Origin of the sequence: Aeromonas sp. ASNIH5 (assembly GCF_002902865.1) — a bacterium.
Lineage (GTDB): Bacteria > Pseudomonadota > Gammaproteobacteria > Enterobacterales > Aeromonadaceae > Aeromonas > Aeromonas caviae.
Genome location: NZ_CP026122.1, coordinates 2,949,057 through 2,964,996 on the forward strand (window position 1 = coordinate 2,949,057; position 15,940 = coordinate 2,964,996).

The 15,940-nt window shown below is 62.6% G+C and carries 16 protein-coding genes; 10 read left to right on the top strand and 6 right to left on the bottom strand.

Features of this window, described 5'->3' with window-relative positions:
- Positions 1–525, bottom strand: coding sequence for a non-heme ferritin (gene ftnA, locus C2U30_RS13700; RefSeq protein ID WP_010672333.1), 525 nt, complete (start codon positions 523–525; stop codon positions 1–3).
- Between the two features lie 209 nt (positions 526–734).
- Here ftnA and C2U30_RS13705 point away from each other — a divergent pair, with 209 nt between their 5' ends.
- Positions 735–2,519: a GGDEF domain-containing protein gene (locus C2U30_RS13705; protein ID WP_103243938.1), complete on the top strand. Its 1,785-nt coding sequence runs from the start codon at positions 735–737 to the stop codon at positions 2,517–2,519.
- Between the two features lie 18 nt (positions 2,520–2,537).
- On the opposite strand, the gene fabV is transcribed toward C2U30_RS13705, so the two are convergent.
- Positions 2,538–3,725, bottom strand: coding sequence for an enoyl-ACP reductase FabV (gene fabV / locus C2U30_RS13710; RefSeq protein WP_048209408.1), 1,188 nt, complete (start codon positions 3,723–3,725; stop codon positions 2,538–2,540).
- A gap of 452 nt (positions 3,726–4,177) precedes the next feature.
- On the opposite strand from fabV, the gene C2U30_RS13720 reads away from it, so the two are divergent.
- Positions 4,178–4,612 (top strand): universal stress protein, encoded by a 435-nt coding sequence (locus tag C2U30_RS13720; RefSeq protein WP_010672329.1) that lies wholly within the window; start codon positions 4,178–4,180, stop codon positions 4,610–4,612.
- A 191-nt stretch (positions 4,613–4,803) separates the two neighbouring features.
- Positions 4,804–5,817 carry a tryptophan--tRNA ligase gene (gene trpS / locus C2U30_RS13725; RefSeq protein ID WP_069784766.1) on the top strand — a complete coding sequence of 338 codons (1,014 nt, stop codon included), beginning with the start codon at positions 4,804–4,806 and terminating at the stop codon, positions 5,815–5,817.
- Here the strand turns inward: trpS and C2U30_RS13730 are convergent.
- Complete coding sequence (locus tag C2U30_RS13730) at positions 5,796–6,770, bottom strand: LysR family transcriptional regulator (RefSeq protein ID WP_069784767.1); 975 nt, start codon at positions 6,768–6,770, stop codon at positions 5,796–5,798. The two genes, trpS and C2U30_RS13730, sit on opposite strands and share 22 nt — an antisense overlap.
- Before the next feature lie 91 nt (positions 6,771–6,861).
- Between C2U30_RS13730 and C2U30_RS13735 the strand changes: the two genes are divergently transcribed.
- Both C2U30_RS13735 and C2U30_RS13740 read left to right on the top strand, forming a co-directional pair.
- A complete protein-coding gene (locus C2U30_RS13735; RefSeq protein ID WP_043153728.1) occupies positions 6,862–7,761 on the top strand; it encodes a DMT family transporter in 900 nt (299 codons plus the stop codon).
- Entirely contained in the window at positions 7,746–7,907 is a 162-nt protein-coding gene (locus tag C2U30_RS13740; protein WP_010672325.1) for a hypothetical protein, read from the top strand. Before C2U30_RS13735 ends, C2U30_RS13740 begins: the two co-directional genes overlap by 16 nt.
- A gap of 105 nt (positions 7,908–8,012) precedes the next feature.
- Here C2U30_RS13740 and C2U30_RS13745 read toward each other — a convergent pair whose 3' ends face one another.
- Positions 8,013–8,483: a DUF6314 family protein gene (locus tag C2U30_RS13745; protein ID WP_043153785.1), complete on the bottom strand. Its 471-nt coding sequence runs from the start codon at positions 8,481–8,483 to the stop codon at positions 8,013–8,015.
- A 42-nt stretch (positions 8,484–8,525) separates the two neighbouring features.
- On the opposite strand from C2U30_RS13745, the gene C2U30_RS13750 reads away from it, so the two are divergent.
- Entirely contained in the window at positions 8,526–9,380 is an 855-nt protein-coding gene (locus tag C2U30_RS13750) for a carboxylate/amino acid/amine transporter (RefSeq protein ID WP_053287971.1), read from the top strand.
- A gap of 63 nt (positions 9,381–9,443) precedes the next feature.
- On the opposite strand, the gene C2U30_RS13755 is transcribed toward C2U30_RS13750, so the two are convergent.
- Positions 9,444–10,307, bottom strand: coding sequence for a GGDEF domain-containing protein (locus C2U30_RS13755; RefSeq protein WP_042864659.1), 864 nt, complete (start codon positions 10,305–10,307; stop codon positions 9,444–9,446).
- A gap of 169 nt (positions 10,308–10,476) precedes the next feature.
- Positions 10,477–11,190: a 3-deoxy-D-manno-octulosonic acid kinase gene (locus C2U30_RS13760; RefSeq protein ID WP_010672321.1), complete on the bottom strand. Its 714-nt coding sequence runs from the start codon at positions 11,188–11,190 to the stop codon at positions 10,477–10,479.
- A 138-nt stretch (positions 11,191–11,328) separates the two neighbouring features.
- Here C2U30_RS13760 and C2U30_RS13765 point away from each other — a divergent pair, with 138 nt between their 5' ends.
- From C2U30_RS13765 to spoT, 4 genes are all read left to right on the top strand, one after another.
- Positions 11,329–12,429, top strand: coding sequence for a glycosyltransferase family 9 protein (locus tag C2U30_RS13765; protein WP_103244706.1), 1,101 nt, complete (start codon positions 11,329–11,331; stop codon positions 12,427–12,429).
- 256 nt (positions 12,430–12,685) lie between these two features.
- Positions 12,686–13,312, top strand: coding sequence for a guanylate kinase (gene gmk, locus C2U30_RS13775; protein ID WP_069784768.1), 627 nt, complete (start codon positions 12,686–12,688; stop codon positions 13,310–13,312).
- A 79-nt stretch (positions 13,313–13,391) separates the two neighbouring features.
- Entirely contained in the window at positions 13,392–13,667 is a 276-nt protein-coding gene (gene rpoZ, locus C2U30_RS13780; RefSeq protein ID WP_005307060.1) for a DNA-directed RNA polymerase subunit omega, read from the top strand.
- 135 nt (positions 13,668–13,802) lie between these two features.
- The gene (gene spoT / locus C2U30_RS13785; protein ID WP_039040667.1) at positions 13,803–15,920 is read left to right on the top strand and encodes a bifunctional GTP diphosphokinase/guanosine-3',5'-bis pyrophosphate 3'-pyrophosphohydrolase; all 2,118 of its coding nucleotides are present in this window, start codon (positions 13,803–13,805) and stop codon (positions 15,918–15,920) included.
- The last annotated feature ends 20 nt before the right edge of the window (positions 15,921–15,940 follow it).

Genomic DNA, 15,940 nt, shown 5'->3' on the forward strand with positions numbered 1-15,940 from the left:
TCAGGCGTTGCCGTCCATGATGCTGGCCGGGGCGCCCTTGGCCAGCTCGGCCAGCTCCTTGTCGATGAAATAGAGGCCCTTGCCATCCTCGCCCACCAGGCTCAGACGGTCGACGATGCTCTTGAACAGCTTCTCCTCTTCGTGCTGCTCGGCCACGTACCACTGCAGGAAGTTGAAGGTGGAGTAATCCTGGGTGGTGAAGGCGACATGGGCCAGACCGTTGATGCACTTGGTGATGTGATACTCGTGCTCCAGGGTGGTGCGGAAGATGTCACCCAGGGACTTGAACTCATGGGGAGGCGCTTCGATGGCCCCCAGCACCGGCATGGCGCCGGTCTCGCTCACGTAGGTGAACAGGCGCTCCATGTGCTGGCGCTCCTCGACCGCATGCTGGCGCAGGAAGGTGGCGGCCCCCTCGAAGCCCTTGTCCTCGCACCAGGCGCTCATCTGCAGGTAGAGGTTGGAGGAATAGAATTCAAGATTAATCTGCTCGTTCAACTTCTCGATCATGGCTTTGGCCAACATGATGATTCTCCACTGTGATTTGCCCACGATTGTCGCCACTGTTGCATCCTGACGCAACCAGAGACAACCGACGCACCCCGCAGTTGCGACGACTTTTCACCTCATCCTCTCCCCCATACGGTTATAGAGAAGCAAAGAAACATGGTGTAGGTGACATCAGCCATTATGATGGCGCCATTGGTCGGGGAAAGGATTCAATGAGATTCATAATGGCACTGGCGCTGCTCTGGATGACCCAGTTGCAGGCAGCTCCCTCCTTGCTGAAAGAGGCTGAATTGCAGGCGGCGCGCGATCCCGTCGGCTATCTGCAGCGCCTCGACGCCAGTCCCCAGCAGGATATGGAACTGTTCTACGCCAGGTCCCTGGCCCAGGCAGCCCTTGGCCGCTATCCACAGGCACAGCGCGACAATGCCCGCGCCCGCGGTCTGGCCAATGCCCAGCAGGAGACCCTTCGCCTGCTCGACTTCCGGTTGCAGCAGATTGCCCTGACCCTGGATGCCGATACGCCGGATCAGGCGCTCGAGCTGCTCACCCAGCTCTGGCCAGCGGTCCGGCATCACCCCAGGCAGGTCTCGGAGTGGCATGCCCTCAACGGGCTCGCCCTCTACCGTACCCAGCAGATGAAAGAGGCGATCCTCGAGCTCAAGACCGCCTATCACCTCAAGCAGAAAGAGCCGGGTTCCATCCTCTCCACCTTGCAGTGCGGCCGTCTGCTGATGACCCTCGGCAACCTCTATGCGGACCTCAATCTCTACCGTGAGGCCGAGACCTATTATCAGGATGCCCTCGGCCAGATGGTGCAGCTCAACGAACCCAACAGCCAGGCCATCATCCGGGCCAACATGGCCAGGCTCTACATCGACATGGGCCAGCCTGCCAGAGCTAGCCAGTTGCTCGATACCCTGCTGGCCACGCCGAGCCTGTCACCCCACTATCGCGCTATCGTCCTCGGCTACCAGGCCATGGTGTTCAACGCACGGGCGGACTGGCACTCAGCCTGGCGCAGCCTGGAGGAGGCACAAGCCATCTATGACAGGCTGGATAGCCCGCAGGCGGCCTCCCGTCTGACCGAGATCCGGGCAAGAACCCTGCTGGGTCGTGGCGAGAAGCAGCTGGCCCTGCAACTGCTGATGGAGCACACCGCCCCTCTCTCCATGGATGGTCGGGCGATGCAGGCCAGGTTGCTGGCCGATCTGGGCCGCTACCCCGAGGCCTACGGGGCCATGACCCGCTACATGCAGTACTACAAGCAGCACTTCAACCAGACCCTGAGCCAGCACGCGGCTGCCTTCCAGGTCGAGATGGATCTGGCTCGCAGCGAGGCCAGCAATCGCGCGTTGCAGCAGGAGAACGAGAGCAAGCGCCAGCAACTGCTCTACCAGCAGAGTGCCCGCTACTACCAATTGCTGCTGCTGGTGCTGCTGGCCGTCGCCCTGATCCTGCTCGGGCTCACCACCCGCAGGCTCCACCGCAGCTCGCGCCACCTCTACAAGCTCGCCACCTTCGATCAGCTGACCGGGCTGCCCAACCGGCGCGCCCTGCTGGAGAGACTGGGTCAGCAATGGCTGCACGAAACGCCCCTGACCCTGCTCATCATCGACATCGATCACTTCAAGCAGATCAACGACAAGCATGGTCACCAGGCGGGGGATCAGGCTATCCGGCAGTTGGCCAGGGAGCTCAAGAGCTGGGCACCGGACCAGCAGTTGATCGGGCGCTGGGGCGGGGAAGAATTTCTGGTGGCCATGACCCAGGACGGGGCCACCTGCTGGCGGCTGGCGGAGCAGCTGAGAAGCCGGATCGCCTACCTGGCCGCCCCCCACATGACCATCAGCATCGGGGTGGCGGAACGCTCGACGCAGGATGACAGCCTGAGCCAGCTCATCCATCGGGCCGACATGGCCATGTATCAGGCGAAACGCCAGGGGCGCAACCAGACCGTGCTGGCCCAGTCTCCCAATCTTTCCCCTGAACTGGCCTGCAACGTCGCCTGATGCCCCCTCATGCGGGTGTCAGGGCGCCAGCTCAGTGAGTGACGCCACGTTCACCGGCGCACCGTAATCCACCCCCGGCAGCTCGAAGCCGTTGAGCTGCATGAACTCCTGGCGCAACCCGGCAAAATCCCCCAGGGTGCGGAAGTTCTCCGGCGTCACCTTGGGCCAGAGCGCCGAGACGGCGGCCTGCACCGCTGGCTCAAGCTCGTGGTCATCCATCCGGATCAGCCGGTTGCCATCGGCGACGACTCCTCTGGGCCCGTACATCTTGTCGGCAAACAGCCGCTGCATCTGCTCGATGCAGCCCTCGTGGACACCACGCTCCTTCATCACCCCCATCAATAGGCCCAGATAGACAGGCAGCACCGGAATAAACACGCTCGCCTTGGTCACCAGCGCCTTGCAAACCGACACCCAGGCATGACCGCCAATCCCGGCAAGTTGCAGGTTGATGGTCTCGGCGGTGGCGTGCAGGTGCTCCTTGGCATAGCCGATGGTGCCGTCCCGATAGAGGGGATAGGTGGACTCGGGGCCGATATAGGAGTAGGCAACGGTCCGGGCGCCGGGGGCCAGGCAATCCGCCTGCTGCAATGCCTGCATCCAGCGCTGCCAGTCCTCTCCCCCCATCACGGTGACGGTGTCGCGGATCTCCTCCGGGGTGGCTGGCACCAGCGACTGCTGCACCAGCGCATCGTGCTCCAGATCCAGCCCCCAGCCTTGCAGCGGCTGGCCTGTGGTCTTGAGCACCGAGCGTACCTGTGTGCCATCCGGCATCACCCTGACTCCGCTCGCCAGCGAATAGACCACCAGATCCACCTGCCCGAGCTGCTGGCGGATGACGTCGATGGCCTGCTGGCGCATGGTGTCGGAGAAGGCATCCCCGATCAGGTTGACGGCGATACGACCGGCTTGCTCCGCCGCCTGACGAAACCAGATGTTGTTGTACCAGCCAGCACTGCCGAGCCCCTTGTCGGAGGGACCCCGCTCGAACGAGACGCCCAGGGTATCGGCCCCGGCGCCGAAGGTGAGCGCGATCCGGGACGCCAGCCCGAAACCGGACGATGCCCCCAGCACCAGCACCCGTTTCGGCCCGTTGAACGGCCCCGCCGCCCGCACCTGTTCGATCTGTTGCAGCACGGCGGCGCGACAACCCATGGGGTGGCAATTGCGGGCAACACAACCCTGGATCTGGGGATGAATGATCATGAAGGACTCTCCGGTGCATCGGTGGGACATGAGAAACGGCCATGACAGCGTCACCCGGTTGCAGGTGAGGAGCCCTGGCCGTTTTGCCAAGGGAACTGGCTACAGCATAACCAAGGGGGGCGGGATTACCTTGATGTCGGACGGGATATGGGCTGGAAGAGGGCAGAAAAACAAAAGGGAGCGCGAGGCTCCCCAAAGCGGTATTCAGATGCTTTTTGTTGTTTTGTGTTCATTGCGAAGCACGGGCACATCCTATTCCCCCACCTTCCCGGGGGCAATAGCACGCCTGTGACCGGCGTCAAACTCCTGTTCAAAATATGTACTCCCCGGCCACCTGCACCTCTACGCCTTCCGGTTCGGGGTCAGGCAAATCCTGAAACTGTGGCGACGATGCCGTTTTAGTTTCAGCAGACATTGGTATAGTGGACCCAGGATCAGTGAGGAGAACTCCCATGAATGGAACCTATTACAAACACGTACTGGCCGCGATCGACCTGTCGGAAGACAACCGCAAGGTGATCGAGAAGGCGGTCGACCGGGCCCGCTCCAACGGCGCCAAGCTGTCGGTGATCCATGTGGATGTGGACCTCAAGGATCTCTACACCGAGATGATCGACATCGACATCGACAACGTGCAGGACCAGGTGATCGCCGAAGCGAAGGAGAAGCTGGAAGCCTTCCTCGCCTCGGTGGACTACCCCATCGAGAAGAAATTGGTGATCTGCGGCGATCTGAGCGAGCGGGTCAACCAGGCGGTCAAGGACTACCAGATCGACCTGCTGGTGTGCGGCCATCGCCAGAGCTTCTGGAGCCTGCTCACCTCGAGCGCACGCCAGCTGATGAATACCGTGCCCTGCGACATGCTGGTCGTGCCCTTGCAGAAGTGATCGAACAGGCGTAGTGTGATTTGCCATGAATATGACCTCATTCAATCACAACTACTGGTGGTGCTGCTTCTAAACAGGCGGCACTGCTTTTCTATGTAAAATTTCCCAAAGAAAACACCGTGACCGCCGAGAGGCGGTCATTGTTTTCATCCCTTTGTCGCCTCCCGGCTCACCCAACTGGAGAGAGTGACATGCACAACCCCGTGATCCTGACCGGCGACCGCCCCACCGGAAAACTGCACATCGGCCACTACGTCGGCTCCCTGCGCCAGCGCGTGGCCGCCCAGCACCATTACCGCCAGTTCGTCATGATCGCCGATCTACAGGCGCTGACCGACAACGGCCACAACCCGGCCAAGGTGACCGATCACGTGCTGGAGGTAATGGCCGACTACCTGGCCGCCGGCCTCGACCCGGCCAAGACCACCTTCTGCCTGCAGAGCGCCCTGCCCGCCCTCGCCGAACTCACGACCTACTACCTCAACCTGGTCAGCGTCGCCCGGCTGGAGCGCAACCCCACCGTCAAGGCCGAAATCCAGCAGAAAGGGTTCGAGCGCAGCCTGCCCGCCGGCTTCCTCGTCTATCCGGTTAGCCAGGCCGCCGACATCACCGCCTTTCGTGCCACCCATGTGCCGGTGGGCGAGGATCAGCTGCCCATGCTGGAGCAGACCAACGAGATAGTGCGCCGCTTCAACACTCTGGTTGGCAAAGAGGTGCTGACCGAGTGCCAGCCCATCCTGAGCGACACCGGCCGCCTGCCCGGCATCGACGGCAAGGCCAAGATGTCCAAGTCCCTTGGCAACACCATCGAACTCGGCATGTCGAGCGACGAGATCAGGCAGGCGGTGTTCGCCATGTATACCGACCCCAATCACCTCAAGGTGAGCGATCCGGGTCAGGTGGAGGGCAATACGGTGTTCGCCTATCTGGATGCCTTCCACCCCGACAAGGCACTGGTGGCCGAGATGAAGGCCCATTACCAGCGCGGTGGTCTGGGGGACATGCGCTGCAAGCAGGTACTCAACGACTGCCTGCAGACCCTGCTCGCTCCGATGCGGGAGCGGCGCGAGGCGGCCATCGCCGACAAGCACCAGCTGCTGCGCCTGTTGCAGCAGGGCACCGAGCAGGCCCGGGCCCTCACCGACGAGGTGCTGGCCGAGGTGAAGGGTGCGATGGGGCTGGACTACTTCTCCGGATTGGCGTGATCTGCCCACTGCGGCGCGGGATGGCCGAGCGCATCCGCGCCGTAGCGCTCCCTCGCCAGCCGGTGCAACAACCCCTTGAACCAGCCGATCGCCTCGTCATGGGCACTGAGCGGGTGGCCCGCCATCAGGTAGACGATGGGGATGGCGGGTTCCAGCTGGTGCAGGTGCAACGGATAGTGGCGACAGAAGTGGCGCCCGATCATCTCGGGCACCACCACCAGGTAACGGCCGGTCGCCATCAGCGGCGGTACCGCCATAAAGCTCGGCAGCCTGACCCCCAGCTCCCGCTCCACCCCGAAACGGGCCAGCCAGAGATCCACCATGGCCTGGCTGTGGCCCCAGCTGGAGGTGTGGATGTGGGGCCGGCTGACCAGTTCTCCCGGCCCCAGCATGTCGGGCAGAGCGCTGCCGAGGGGCGACAAACAGACCAGCGGATTGCTGAACCACTCCTCGCGCCACAACCGGGGCGAGAGGTGGTTGGCACCGGCAAACCCGATCACCAGATCCAGTTCCCCCTTCTCCAACTCCCGCTCGTAGTCGCTGTCCGCCAGCTCGCACACTTCCAGTCGGCAGTGGGGAGCCTGCTGCACCATCCACTCCACCAGCACCGGCACCAGACCGTGCTCCACCGAGCCCGGGGTGGCAATGCGAAAGATCCGCCGGGCACTTGCCGGGTCGAATCCCTTGGCCTGACGCAGCCCCTGCTCCAGCATTGCCAGCGCCTGGCGCACCGGGCTCGCCAGCGCCTTGGCCCGTTCGGTCGGCATCATCTCGCGCCGGCTCATCACGAACAGGGGGTCATCCAGCGCCTGGCGCAAGCGCCCCAGCGCATGGCTGACGGTGGACTGGGAGAGGTGTAGCCGTTCGGCGGCGCGAGTGACGTTGCGCTCCTGCATCAGCATGTCGAACACGGTGAGCAGGTTGAGGTCGAGGCGGGAGAGGGGCAGTTCCATCGATATTGGCCATAGTTGAATGACGACAATTCATTTTTGGCATAGTAGCAGATTGCATAGAATGCGCAGGCGAATTACATCGGAGATTCAAATGCGTAGCTATCTGTTGTTGCTGGCGATCGGCCTGTTGTGGGGCTCCCAGTTCATTTTCATGCACCAGGCCGTGGCTGAACTGCCCCCCATCATGGTGGCCGCCGGACGCGCCCTGTGCGGCAGCCTGACCCTGGGTCTGCTCTGCCTGTTCATGCGCCTCAAGAGTGAACACACACCCTGGCGAACCTATATGCTGATCGCCCTGCTCGACGCCACCATCCCCTTCATCATGGTGGCCTGGGGACAACAGTATGTGGACAGCGCCATCGCGGCCGTGGTCATGGGTTGTATCCCCTTTGTGACCATTCTGGCGGCTCCCTTGTTTATTTCTGGTGAAAGAATCACCAAGGGCGGCCTCGTCTCCGTGATCATCGGCTTCGTCGGCGTGCTGGTACTGTTCTGGCCCAAGCTGACCAGCGGCATGAATGCCGGCCTGCTCGGTGCCATGGCCATCCTGTTCGGTGCCAGCTGCTTCGCCATCGGCCTGCTGATGATCAAGCGCTTCGCCAAGGACCATCCTGTGGTCGTGGCCCGCAACATCCTGATCTCCTCAGCCATCCAGCTGCTGCTGGCCGCGCCCTTCGTGGCCGACCTGAGCACCCTCGCCCTGCCGAGCCAGCAGGCCATGGGCGCCGTCGCCATGCTGGGGATCTTCTGTACCGGCCTGGTCTACTTCCTCTACATGGCGCTGATCCAGAAGGCGGGCCCGACCTTCGCCTCCTTCAGCAACTACCTGGTGCCGCTGTTCGGCGTCATGCTGGGAGCCCTGTTCCTCGGCGAGCAGATCCAGTCCACCACGGGCGTGGCGCTGGCCCTGATCCTGGGTTCGGTCGCCCTCAACCAGTGGGCACAGCAGCGCCGCCAACAGCGGGAGGCTGCCCTATGTCAGGCATCCTGACCACCCTCTGCGGCGGTCTGGTACTGATAGCCGGCTGGCAGTATCGCCACCGGCTGGCCGGGGTGCTGGGTCTGCTGATGGTGCTGCTGCCCTGGTTCTTCGACAGCAAGCTGCAAGCCATGCTGAACTATGCACTGAATGCCTGAAGACCCTCTCTGCGTGTGTGACGAGAGTGTATCTCTCCTGTTTTTGGGACCGTTTTAACAAAACCTCCGATTTGTCCCCTCTACCGGCGCCCTGCGCCGGTTTTTTTATCTCTGCGCCTCTGGTCCGTAGCGATAACTCAACCGCTCGTTCTTGCGCGGCCCCGTTATCTGCCAGGTGAGCAGGAAACCCTCGCCGGTTTCGGTCAGCTCGGCGCTGTAGTGATCCTGCCCGCACCGGTGAGGCTCGGCCGTGACCCAGTGCCCATCCCCCCGGGGCAACAGCTCGAACAGCATCACCGGCTGCTCGTAGCGCAGGTGGGAGAGCATGATCCCCCGTGCGGTGCGCTGCCACCAGAAGCGGTTGTGCATGGTCAGCTCCCGGCCATGGGGCGTGGTGTAGCGACCCGTCTCGGCATACAGCCACCCCCCATGGTGATCGGTCACCACCACGGCCCCCTCCCCGCGACCGCACCAGTCGGTGGCGGATCCGGCCCCGTTGCTCGCCTCGAAGGCAAATGCTCCGATCTGTGACAACCCTTCCCATAAACGCTGGATCGCGCCTTCCAACTCGGCCATCATAGCGCCCTCCAAATTGACAATTGACGACAATTCAATCACATGAACTACTTGATAGGGGTTACCCTGCTCTGGTCCTTCTCCTTCAGCCTGATCGGGGTCTACCTTGCCGGTCAGGTGGATGCCTACTTCTCGGTACTGACCCGCATCGTGCTCGCCAGCCTGGTGTTTCTGCCCTTCCTGCGCCGTCGCTGGCTGCGCCCCGATCTGGTGGCCAAGCTGATGGCCCTCGGTGCTATCCAGCTCGGCATCATGTATCTCTTCTACTACCACTCCTTCCTGCTCTTGACGGTACCGGAAGTGCTGGTGTTCACCATCTTCACCCCCATCTATGTCACCCTGATCCACGACCTGCTGGAAGGGCGCTTCAAGCCTGTCTATCTGTGGGGGGCCCTGCTGGCGGTGCTGGGGGCGGCCGTCATCCGTTTCGACGGCCTGACCGAAAACTATGTACTGGGATTCCTGGTGGTGCAGGGCGCCAACGTCTGCTTCGCCCTGGGCCAGGTAGGCTACAAGGTGCTGCTGGCCCGGGAGGCTGAGCAGCCGCCCCAGCTGGCGGTGTTCGGCTGCTTCTATCTGGGCGCCCTGGTGATCGCCCTGCCCGCCTGGTGGCTGCTGGGCAAACCTCAATATCCCGCCAGCTCCCTGCAATGGGGCATCCTCTTCTGGCTGGGGGTCGGGGCATCCGGGCTCGGCTACTTCCTGTGGAACAAGGGGGCGACCCTGGTCAGCAGCGGCGTGCTGGCCATCATGAACAACGCCTTGATCCCCGCGGGTCTGCTGGTCAATCTGGTGCTCTGGGGAAAGGATACCGACCTGCTCAGGCTCGGTCTGGGCGCCCTGCTGATGCTGGCTTCTCTCTGGGTCTGCCAGCGTCAGCAGGTCAGTGAGCGCTGACTGAAAACCATTGACGCTGATGGGTCCATCGGCGTCAATGGGTACGCGGACACTGACTGGCCGTCAGCCGACCACGGCGTTGTGTTCCCGCTTCGCCTGACCGTGGCAGGAGGCCAACCGGGCCAGCAGGTGATCGAGCTGCTCGGCACTCTGGCTCTGCACCAGGCCGATGCTCACGGTCACCGGGCGCTGGGGCAGCAGGCTGGCGTCGGCGATCTCGAGACGCAGCCGCTCGGCAATCTCCAGGCCGCTCAACCGATCGGTCTGGGAGAGCATCAGGATGAAGCCGTCTTCGTCCCAACGGGCGAAGGGATCTTCCCGGCGCAGCTCGCGGCGCACGATGCGGGCCAGCTTGGCCAGCATGGCGTCGCAGGCCGCCTCCCCGAACAACTGCAGGATCTTGCTGCGGTGATCCACGCTGAACTGCAGCAGACAGAAACTGCCGCTCTCGCTGGCCAGCCGTTCATCCAGCAACAGCTCGAAGTGGCTGCGGCTCTCGAGGCCGGTGAGGGGATCCGTGTCGTGGCGATCCTCCAGGGGCGCCATGGCGGCATCCAGATGGCGAACCACCCCCAGCAGTTGACCCCTTTCGTCACGACGGACCCGTTCCTCCAGCCGGATGTAATGGCCCTGATGGTGCAGGATGCGGTACTCGAGTCGAAGCCCGTTGCTGCGCCCTTGCTGGCAGGCCTCCAGGGCCTCTGCCAGACGGGGAGCATCATCCGGATGTACCCGATCCAGCCAGCCGAGATCCCCCAGCTCGCCCCCCTCCAGACCCAGCAGTTGCAGACAGGAAGGGTCCCGCCTCAGACCCTGCCCGGCCGACCAGGTCCAGATCCCGGCCTCCAACATCGCCATGGCCTGTGCCATCAGCGTCACCTCAAGGGGAGTGGTGACCTCAACCCCGGCAGTCTCATACCTTTCCATCACGCGCCTCGAAACCGGATCTGAATATCTGTCCAAGCAATCACACTCAATAAGTAACATTGGTGCTGGCGCCGAGCAACCGCGCCAGCATCGCTGGCCTCGCACCTCTCGCCCCCGGTGGTCCGCCATCAGGGCCTGCCAGCCTCCAGCTACGAAGTGGAACCCGACGTCACGCCACCTTGCCCTGATAGCCTGCCATCAGGGCCTGCCAGTTCTCCGGCACGAAGTGGAAGCTGGTGTGCAGTTGCGACTCCTTGTTGAAGGAGCGCAGCAACCGCTCCAGGTTGGCCTGCTGCCAGTTGCCGGGGGAGCGGATGGCTCCTTTGTCGAAGTCGATCACCCACACCTTGCCCTCCTTGTCGAGCAGCAGGTTGTGGCTGTTGAGATCCGCATGATAGACCCCTGCATCGTGCAACTGGCGCACCGTTTTGCCTATCTTGTGCCACACCTCACCGGCGATCGGCCCCTGCTTGAGCAGGGCCACCAGATCCTTGGCGCCGCGAATGCGCTCGATCAGGATGTCGGCCCGATAGAAGGGCCCCTGCTTGACCATGCGGGCCGCAAAGGGGCGCGGCACCGGCAGCCCCTGTTCACTCAGGGTCGCCAGCAGACGATATTCAGCCATGGCCCGGCTGCTCTCCACCCCTTCAAACCAGAACCGGTCACGCACCAGCTTGCCCACCATGCCGCCACGGTAGTAGTGACGCAGCACCAAGTGACGGGACTCATCCTTCACGAACCAGGTCACCCCGCGGCCGATGGAAGAGCCCACCACCTGGCGATGGGTCTGCCACCAGACAGGATCGAACAAGGCAGGGGAAGGATCGCGGAAGACTCCGTCGGCATACCAGCAGACCTGGTTGTGGGTGGTGTGTGTCAGCATGATGAGAATTCCGGTCGATAGTGGGGGCAGGGCATCCATTCAGAAAGCCGTGCCGGTCGGGCAACCGGCGCAATTTTACAATCCACAGGGGAGTTTGCATAATGCCATCCATCCATTTTGCCATCGTTGCGCCACATCATGCCGCTGTTCCAAACGCCGCCCTCCTCCATCTGCATCCTGCGGCTCTCCGCCATCGGAGATTGCTGCCACGCGCTGGCGCTGGTACGCGTCATCCAGCGGGAGTGGCCCCAGACCCGCATCACCTGGATCACCGGCAAGATTGAGGCGACCCTGTTCGCCGATCTGCCGGGGGTCGAGGTCATTCCCTTCGACAAGAGCAAGGGCTGGCGCGGCTATCGCGATCTCTGGCAGACCCTCAAGGGGCGCAGGTTCGATGCCCTGCTCCACCTGCAGGCCGCCATGCGTGCCAGCATCGCCACCCTCGGCATCAAGGCCAAGGTCAAACTCGGGTTTGATCGGGAGCGCGCCAGCGACGGTCAGTGGCTGTTCACCAACCATCGGGTCCCCTCACCCGCCTCCCCCCACGTGCTGGACGGCTTTCTCGCCTTCGCCAAAGAGCTCGGGATAAAGGATCTGACCCCGGACTGGCAACTGCCCATCAGCGCCGAGCACCAGGCCTGGGCGAAGGAGAAAATTGGCGGCAAGCCGACCCTGCTCATCTGCGCCGCTGCCAGCAAGGCATTCAAGAATTGGACTGCCGCCGGCTATGCCGCGCTGGCGGATCACGCCGCAGACAAGGGCTTTCAGGTCTATCTGTGTGGCGGACCGGCCAGGCTGGAGCGGGATCTCGCCGCCGAGATCCAGCGCCTCAGCCAGAGCAAGCCGGCAGATTTGGTGGGGCAGACCAGCCTCAAGCAATTGCTGGCGCTGATTGGCGAGGCGAGCCTGGTGCTGGCCCCGGATACCGGCCCTGCCCACATGGCCACCCTGGTGGGGACACCCGTGATCGGCCTCTACGCCCACCACAACCTGGAGCGTACCGGCCCCTATCTGTGCCGGGATTATCTGGTCAGCGTCTATCAGGAACTGATTGAGCAGGAGACCGGCAAGCCGCTGGCCGAGCTCGGCTGGCGCACCCGCCTCAAGGATCCGGACGCCATGGCCAAGATAAGCCGCGAGCGAGTCATCGCCGCCTTCGACCGCCTCTGTACCGACAAGCATCTTCTATCGACCCAGGGCAACTCGGAAATTCCGAGCCCTGGCGCAGGGATAATCTGATGGCCCGGCCCCGGCTCCGTGGGCAGAATGGCCCTCTATGCGGGTAACGCCCGCACAGCAAGCTACGGATATTTTGATCGGCTGGAATATGATTCCGGCCGTTTTTTTATCCGCCCCCATCTGCTAACATTCGCCGCCTTTACATCCTCCTGACTCTGATTCCTCCGCGCATTGCGAGCAACCGTCTCCCTTATCGGGCACAAGACGGCGGCCTCTGCTACAACCAAAGCGCGGATCATCGCTTAAAGGTACAGACATGGCGCAACAAGGCACTCTCTATATCATCTCTTCCCCGAGCGGGGCCGGTAAGTCCAGCCTGCTCAATGCCTTGCTGACCCAGCACAACGCCGCCGGCAAGATGCAGCTGTCGGTTTCCCACACCACCCGCGCCACCCGTCCCGGTGAAGAGCACGGGGTGCACTACCACTTCGTCAAGGTGGAAGAGTTCAAGGCGCTGATCGAGCGCGGTGACTTTCTGGAGTGGGCAGAAGTCTTCGGCAACTACTACGGCACTTCCCGCGCCGCCATCGAGGCCTGTCTGGCGCAGGGCATCGACGTCTTCCTCGACATCGACTGGCAGGGTGCCCGCCAGATCCGCGAACTGATGCCGACCAAGTCCATCTTCATCCTGCCCCCCAGCCGCGAGGAGCTGGAGCGCCGCCTGATCGGCCGCGGCCAGGACAGCGCCGAGGTGATCAAGGGCCGGATGGAGAAAGCCATTGCCGAAATGGTGCACTACGACGAGTATGACTATGTCATCATCAATGAAGACTTTGAGCTGGCACTGTTCCAGCTCAGGGCCGTCGTCGAGTGCCAGCGCCTGGAAATGCGTCAGCAACAGCAGGCCCAGCAAAACTTGCTGAAACAGCTACTGGCAGAGTAAGCCAAAAACAAGTAAACTTTTGCGTCATTTTTAAACACCGCTTTTTCAATCACAGAAAGCCCAAACACTGGAGTCCCGCATGGCCCGCGTTACTGTAGAAGATGCTGTAAAACAGGTAGGTAACCGTTTTGACCTGGTGCTGGTCGCCGCGCGCCGCGCTCGTCAAATCGCGGTACAAGGCAAGGATCCCCTGGTCGACGAAGAGAACGACAAGCCGACCGTGATCGCCCTGCGCGAGATCGAACTGGGTCTGGTCAACAACCAGGTGATGGACACCCAGGACCGCTACGAGCAGCAAGAGCAGGAAGCCGCCGAGCTGGCTGCCGTTGCTGCCATCGCAGAAGGTCGCGGCTAAGTCAGTCGCTTCCCATAGTCGGCGCCCGCCCGGGTGCCGGCTGTTCTCCCCATTTACAACCGCTCGAAAACCTCGCAAACTCGAGGGCATACCCTCAATTTCACGGATTGCCGTTTAACCGCTGCGGGGACTGTCTTGTATTTATTTGAAAATCTTAAAGAAATAGCCAGTTCCTACCTGCCACCCGAGCAGGTTGAGAAGCTCAGGCAAGCCTATGTGGTAGCCCGTGATGCTCACCAGGGACAGATGCGTTCCAGTGGTGAACCCTACATCACTCATCCCGTTGCCGTGGCCCGCATCCTGGGCGACATGCGCCTCGATCATGAGACTCTGATGGCTGCCGTGCTGCACGACGTCATCGAAGATACCCCTGTCACCAAGGACGATCTTGCCGAGCAGTTTGGCAACGCCGTCGCCGAGCTGGTCTCCGGTGTCTCCAAGCTCGACAAGCTGAAGTTCCGCGATCGCAAGGAAGCCCAGGTCGAGAACTTCCGCAAGATGATGATGGCCATGACCCAGGACATCCGGGTCATCCTGATCAAGCTGGCCGACCGCACTCACAACATGCGTACCCTCGGCTCCTTGCGACCGGACAAGCGCCGCCGCATCGCCCGGGAAACCCTCGAGATTTTCGCCCCCATCGCCAACCGCCTCGGTATTCACACCATGAAAAACGAGCTGGAAGAGCTCGGCTTCGAGGCGCTCTACCCCATGCGCTCCCGGGTGCTGCGGGAATCGGTGCGCCGCGCCCGTGGCAACCGGCGCGAGATCATCGACTCCATCCAGAGCGAGATTGAGGGGCGTCTGCGGGAAGCCGGCATCGATGCCCAAGTGAGCGGACGCGAGAAGAACCTGTTCTCCATCTACAACAAGATGGAGAAGAAAGAACTGCAATTCCACGAAGTGATGGATATCTATGCTTTCAGAGTGAGAGTGAAAGACATAGACACCTGCTACCGGGTGCTTGGGCAGATGCACAGCCTCTACAAGCCGCGCCCCGGTCGCTTCAAGGACTACATCGCCATCCCCAAGACCAACGGCTACCAGTCCCTGCACACCTCCCTGGTGGGCCCCCACGGGGTACCGGTGGAGGTGCAGATCCGCACCGAGTTCATGGACCAGATGGCTGACAAGGGCGTCGCCGCCCACTGGGCCTACAAGCAGGATGGGGACAGCTCGGGCACCACGGCCCAGATCCGCGCCCAGCGCTGGATGCAGAGCCTGCTGGAGCTGCAACAGAGCGCCGGCAGCTCCTTCGAGTTCATCGAGGGGGTCAAGACCGACCTCTTCCCCGACGAGATCTACGTCTTCACACCGGAAGGCCGCATCATGGAGCTGCCCGCCGGCGCCACCCCGGTGGACTTCGCCTACACGGTGCACACCGACATCGGTCACGCCTGCGTCGGCTCCCGGGTCGACCGCCACCCCTATCCGCTCAGCAGCCCGCTGCATTCCGGCCAGACGGTGGAGATCATCACGGCGCCGGGGGCTCGCCCCAACGCGGCCTGGCTCAACTTCGTGGTGACCACCAAGGCGCGCTCCAAGATCCGCCAGTTCCTCAAGAACCTGCGCACCGAAGAGTCCGTGGTGCTGGGCCGCCGCCTGCTCAACCATGCCCTCGGCGCCAAGAATATCGAAGACATCCCGGAAGCCCGCGTCAAGCAGGTGCTGGCCGACACCAAACACGAGAACCTGCAGGGGCTGCTGGCCGACGTGGGCCTTGGCAACGCCATGAGCGTCATGGTGGCCCGCCGCATGCTCGGGGATGAGCTGCCGCCGGAAGAGCAGCCCAAATCCACCAGCAAGAAGATGCCGATCAAGGGGGCCGACGGCATGCTGGTCACCTTCGCCAACTGCTGCCGCCCCATCCCGGGGGATGCCATCATCGCCCACATCAGCCCGGGCAAGGGACTGGTGATCCACCAGGAGTCCTGCCGCAACATCAAGGGCTACAGCCGCGAACCGGACAAATACCTGCCGGTGCAGTGGGAGGTGGACAAGGAGCAGGAGCAGGAATTCCGCACCGGCATCAGCATCGAGATCGTCAACCACCAGGGCGCCCTGGCGGAGCTGGCCAACGTGATTGCCGCCACCGGCGCCAACATCCACGCCATCAGCACCGAGGAGAAGGATGGCCGGGTCTATGTGGTCACCCTGCTCATCACCACCAAGAGCCGGATCCACCTCGCCAACATCATGCGCAAGATCCGGGTCATGCCCAACGTGCTCAGGGTGAGCCGACAGAAAAACTGAACACAGGCGGCGCAAGCCGC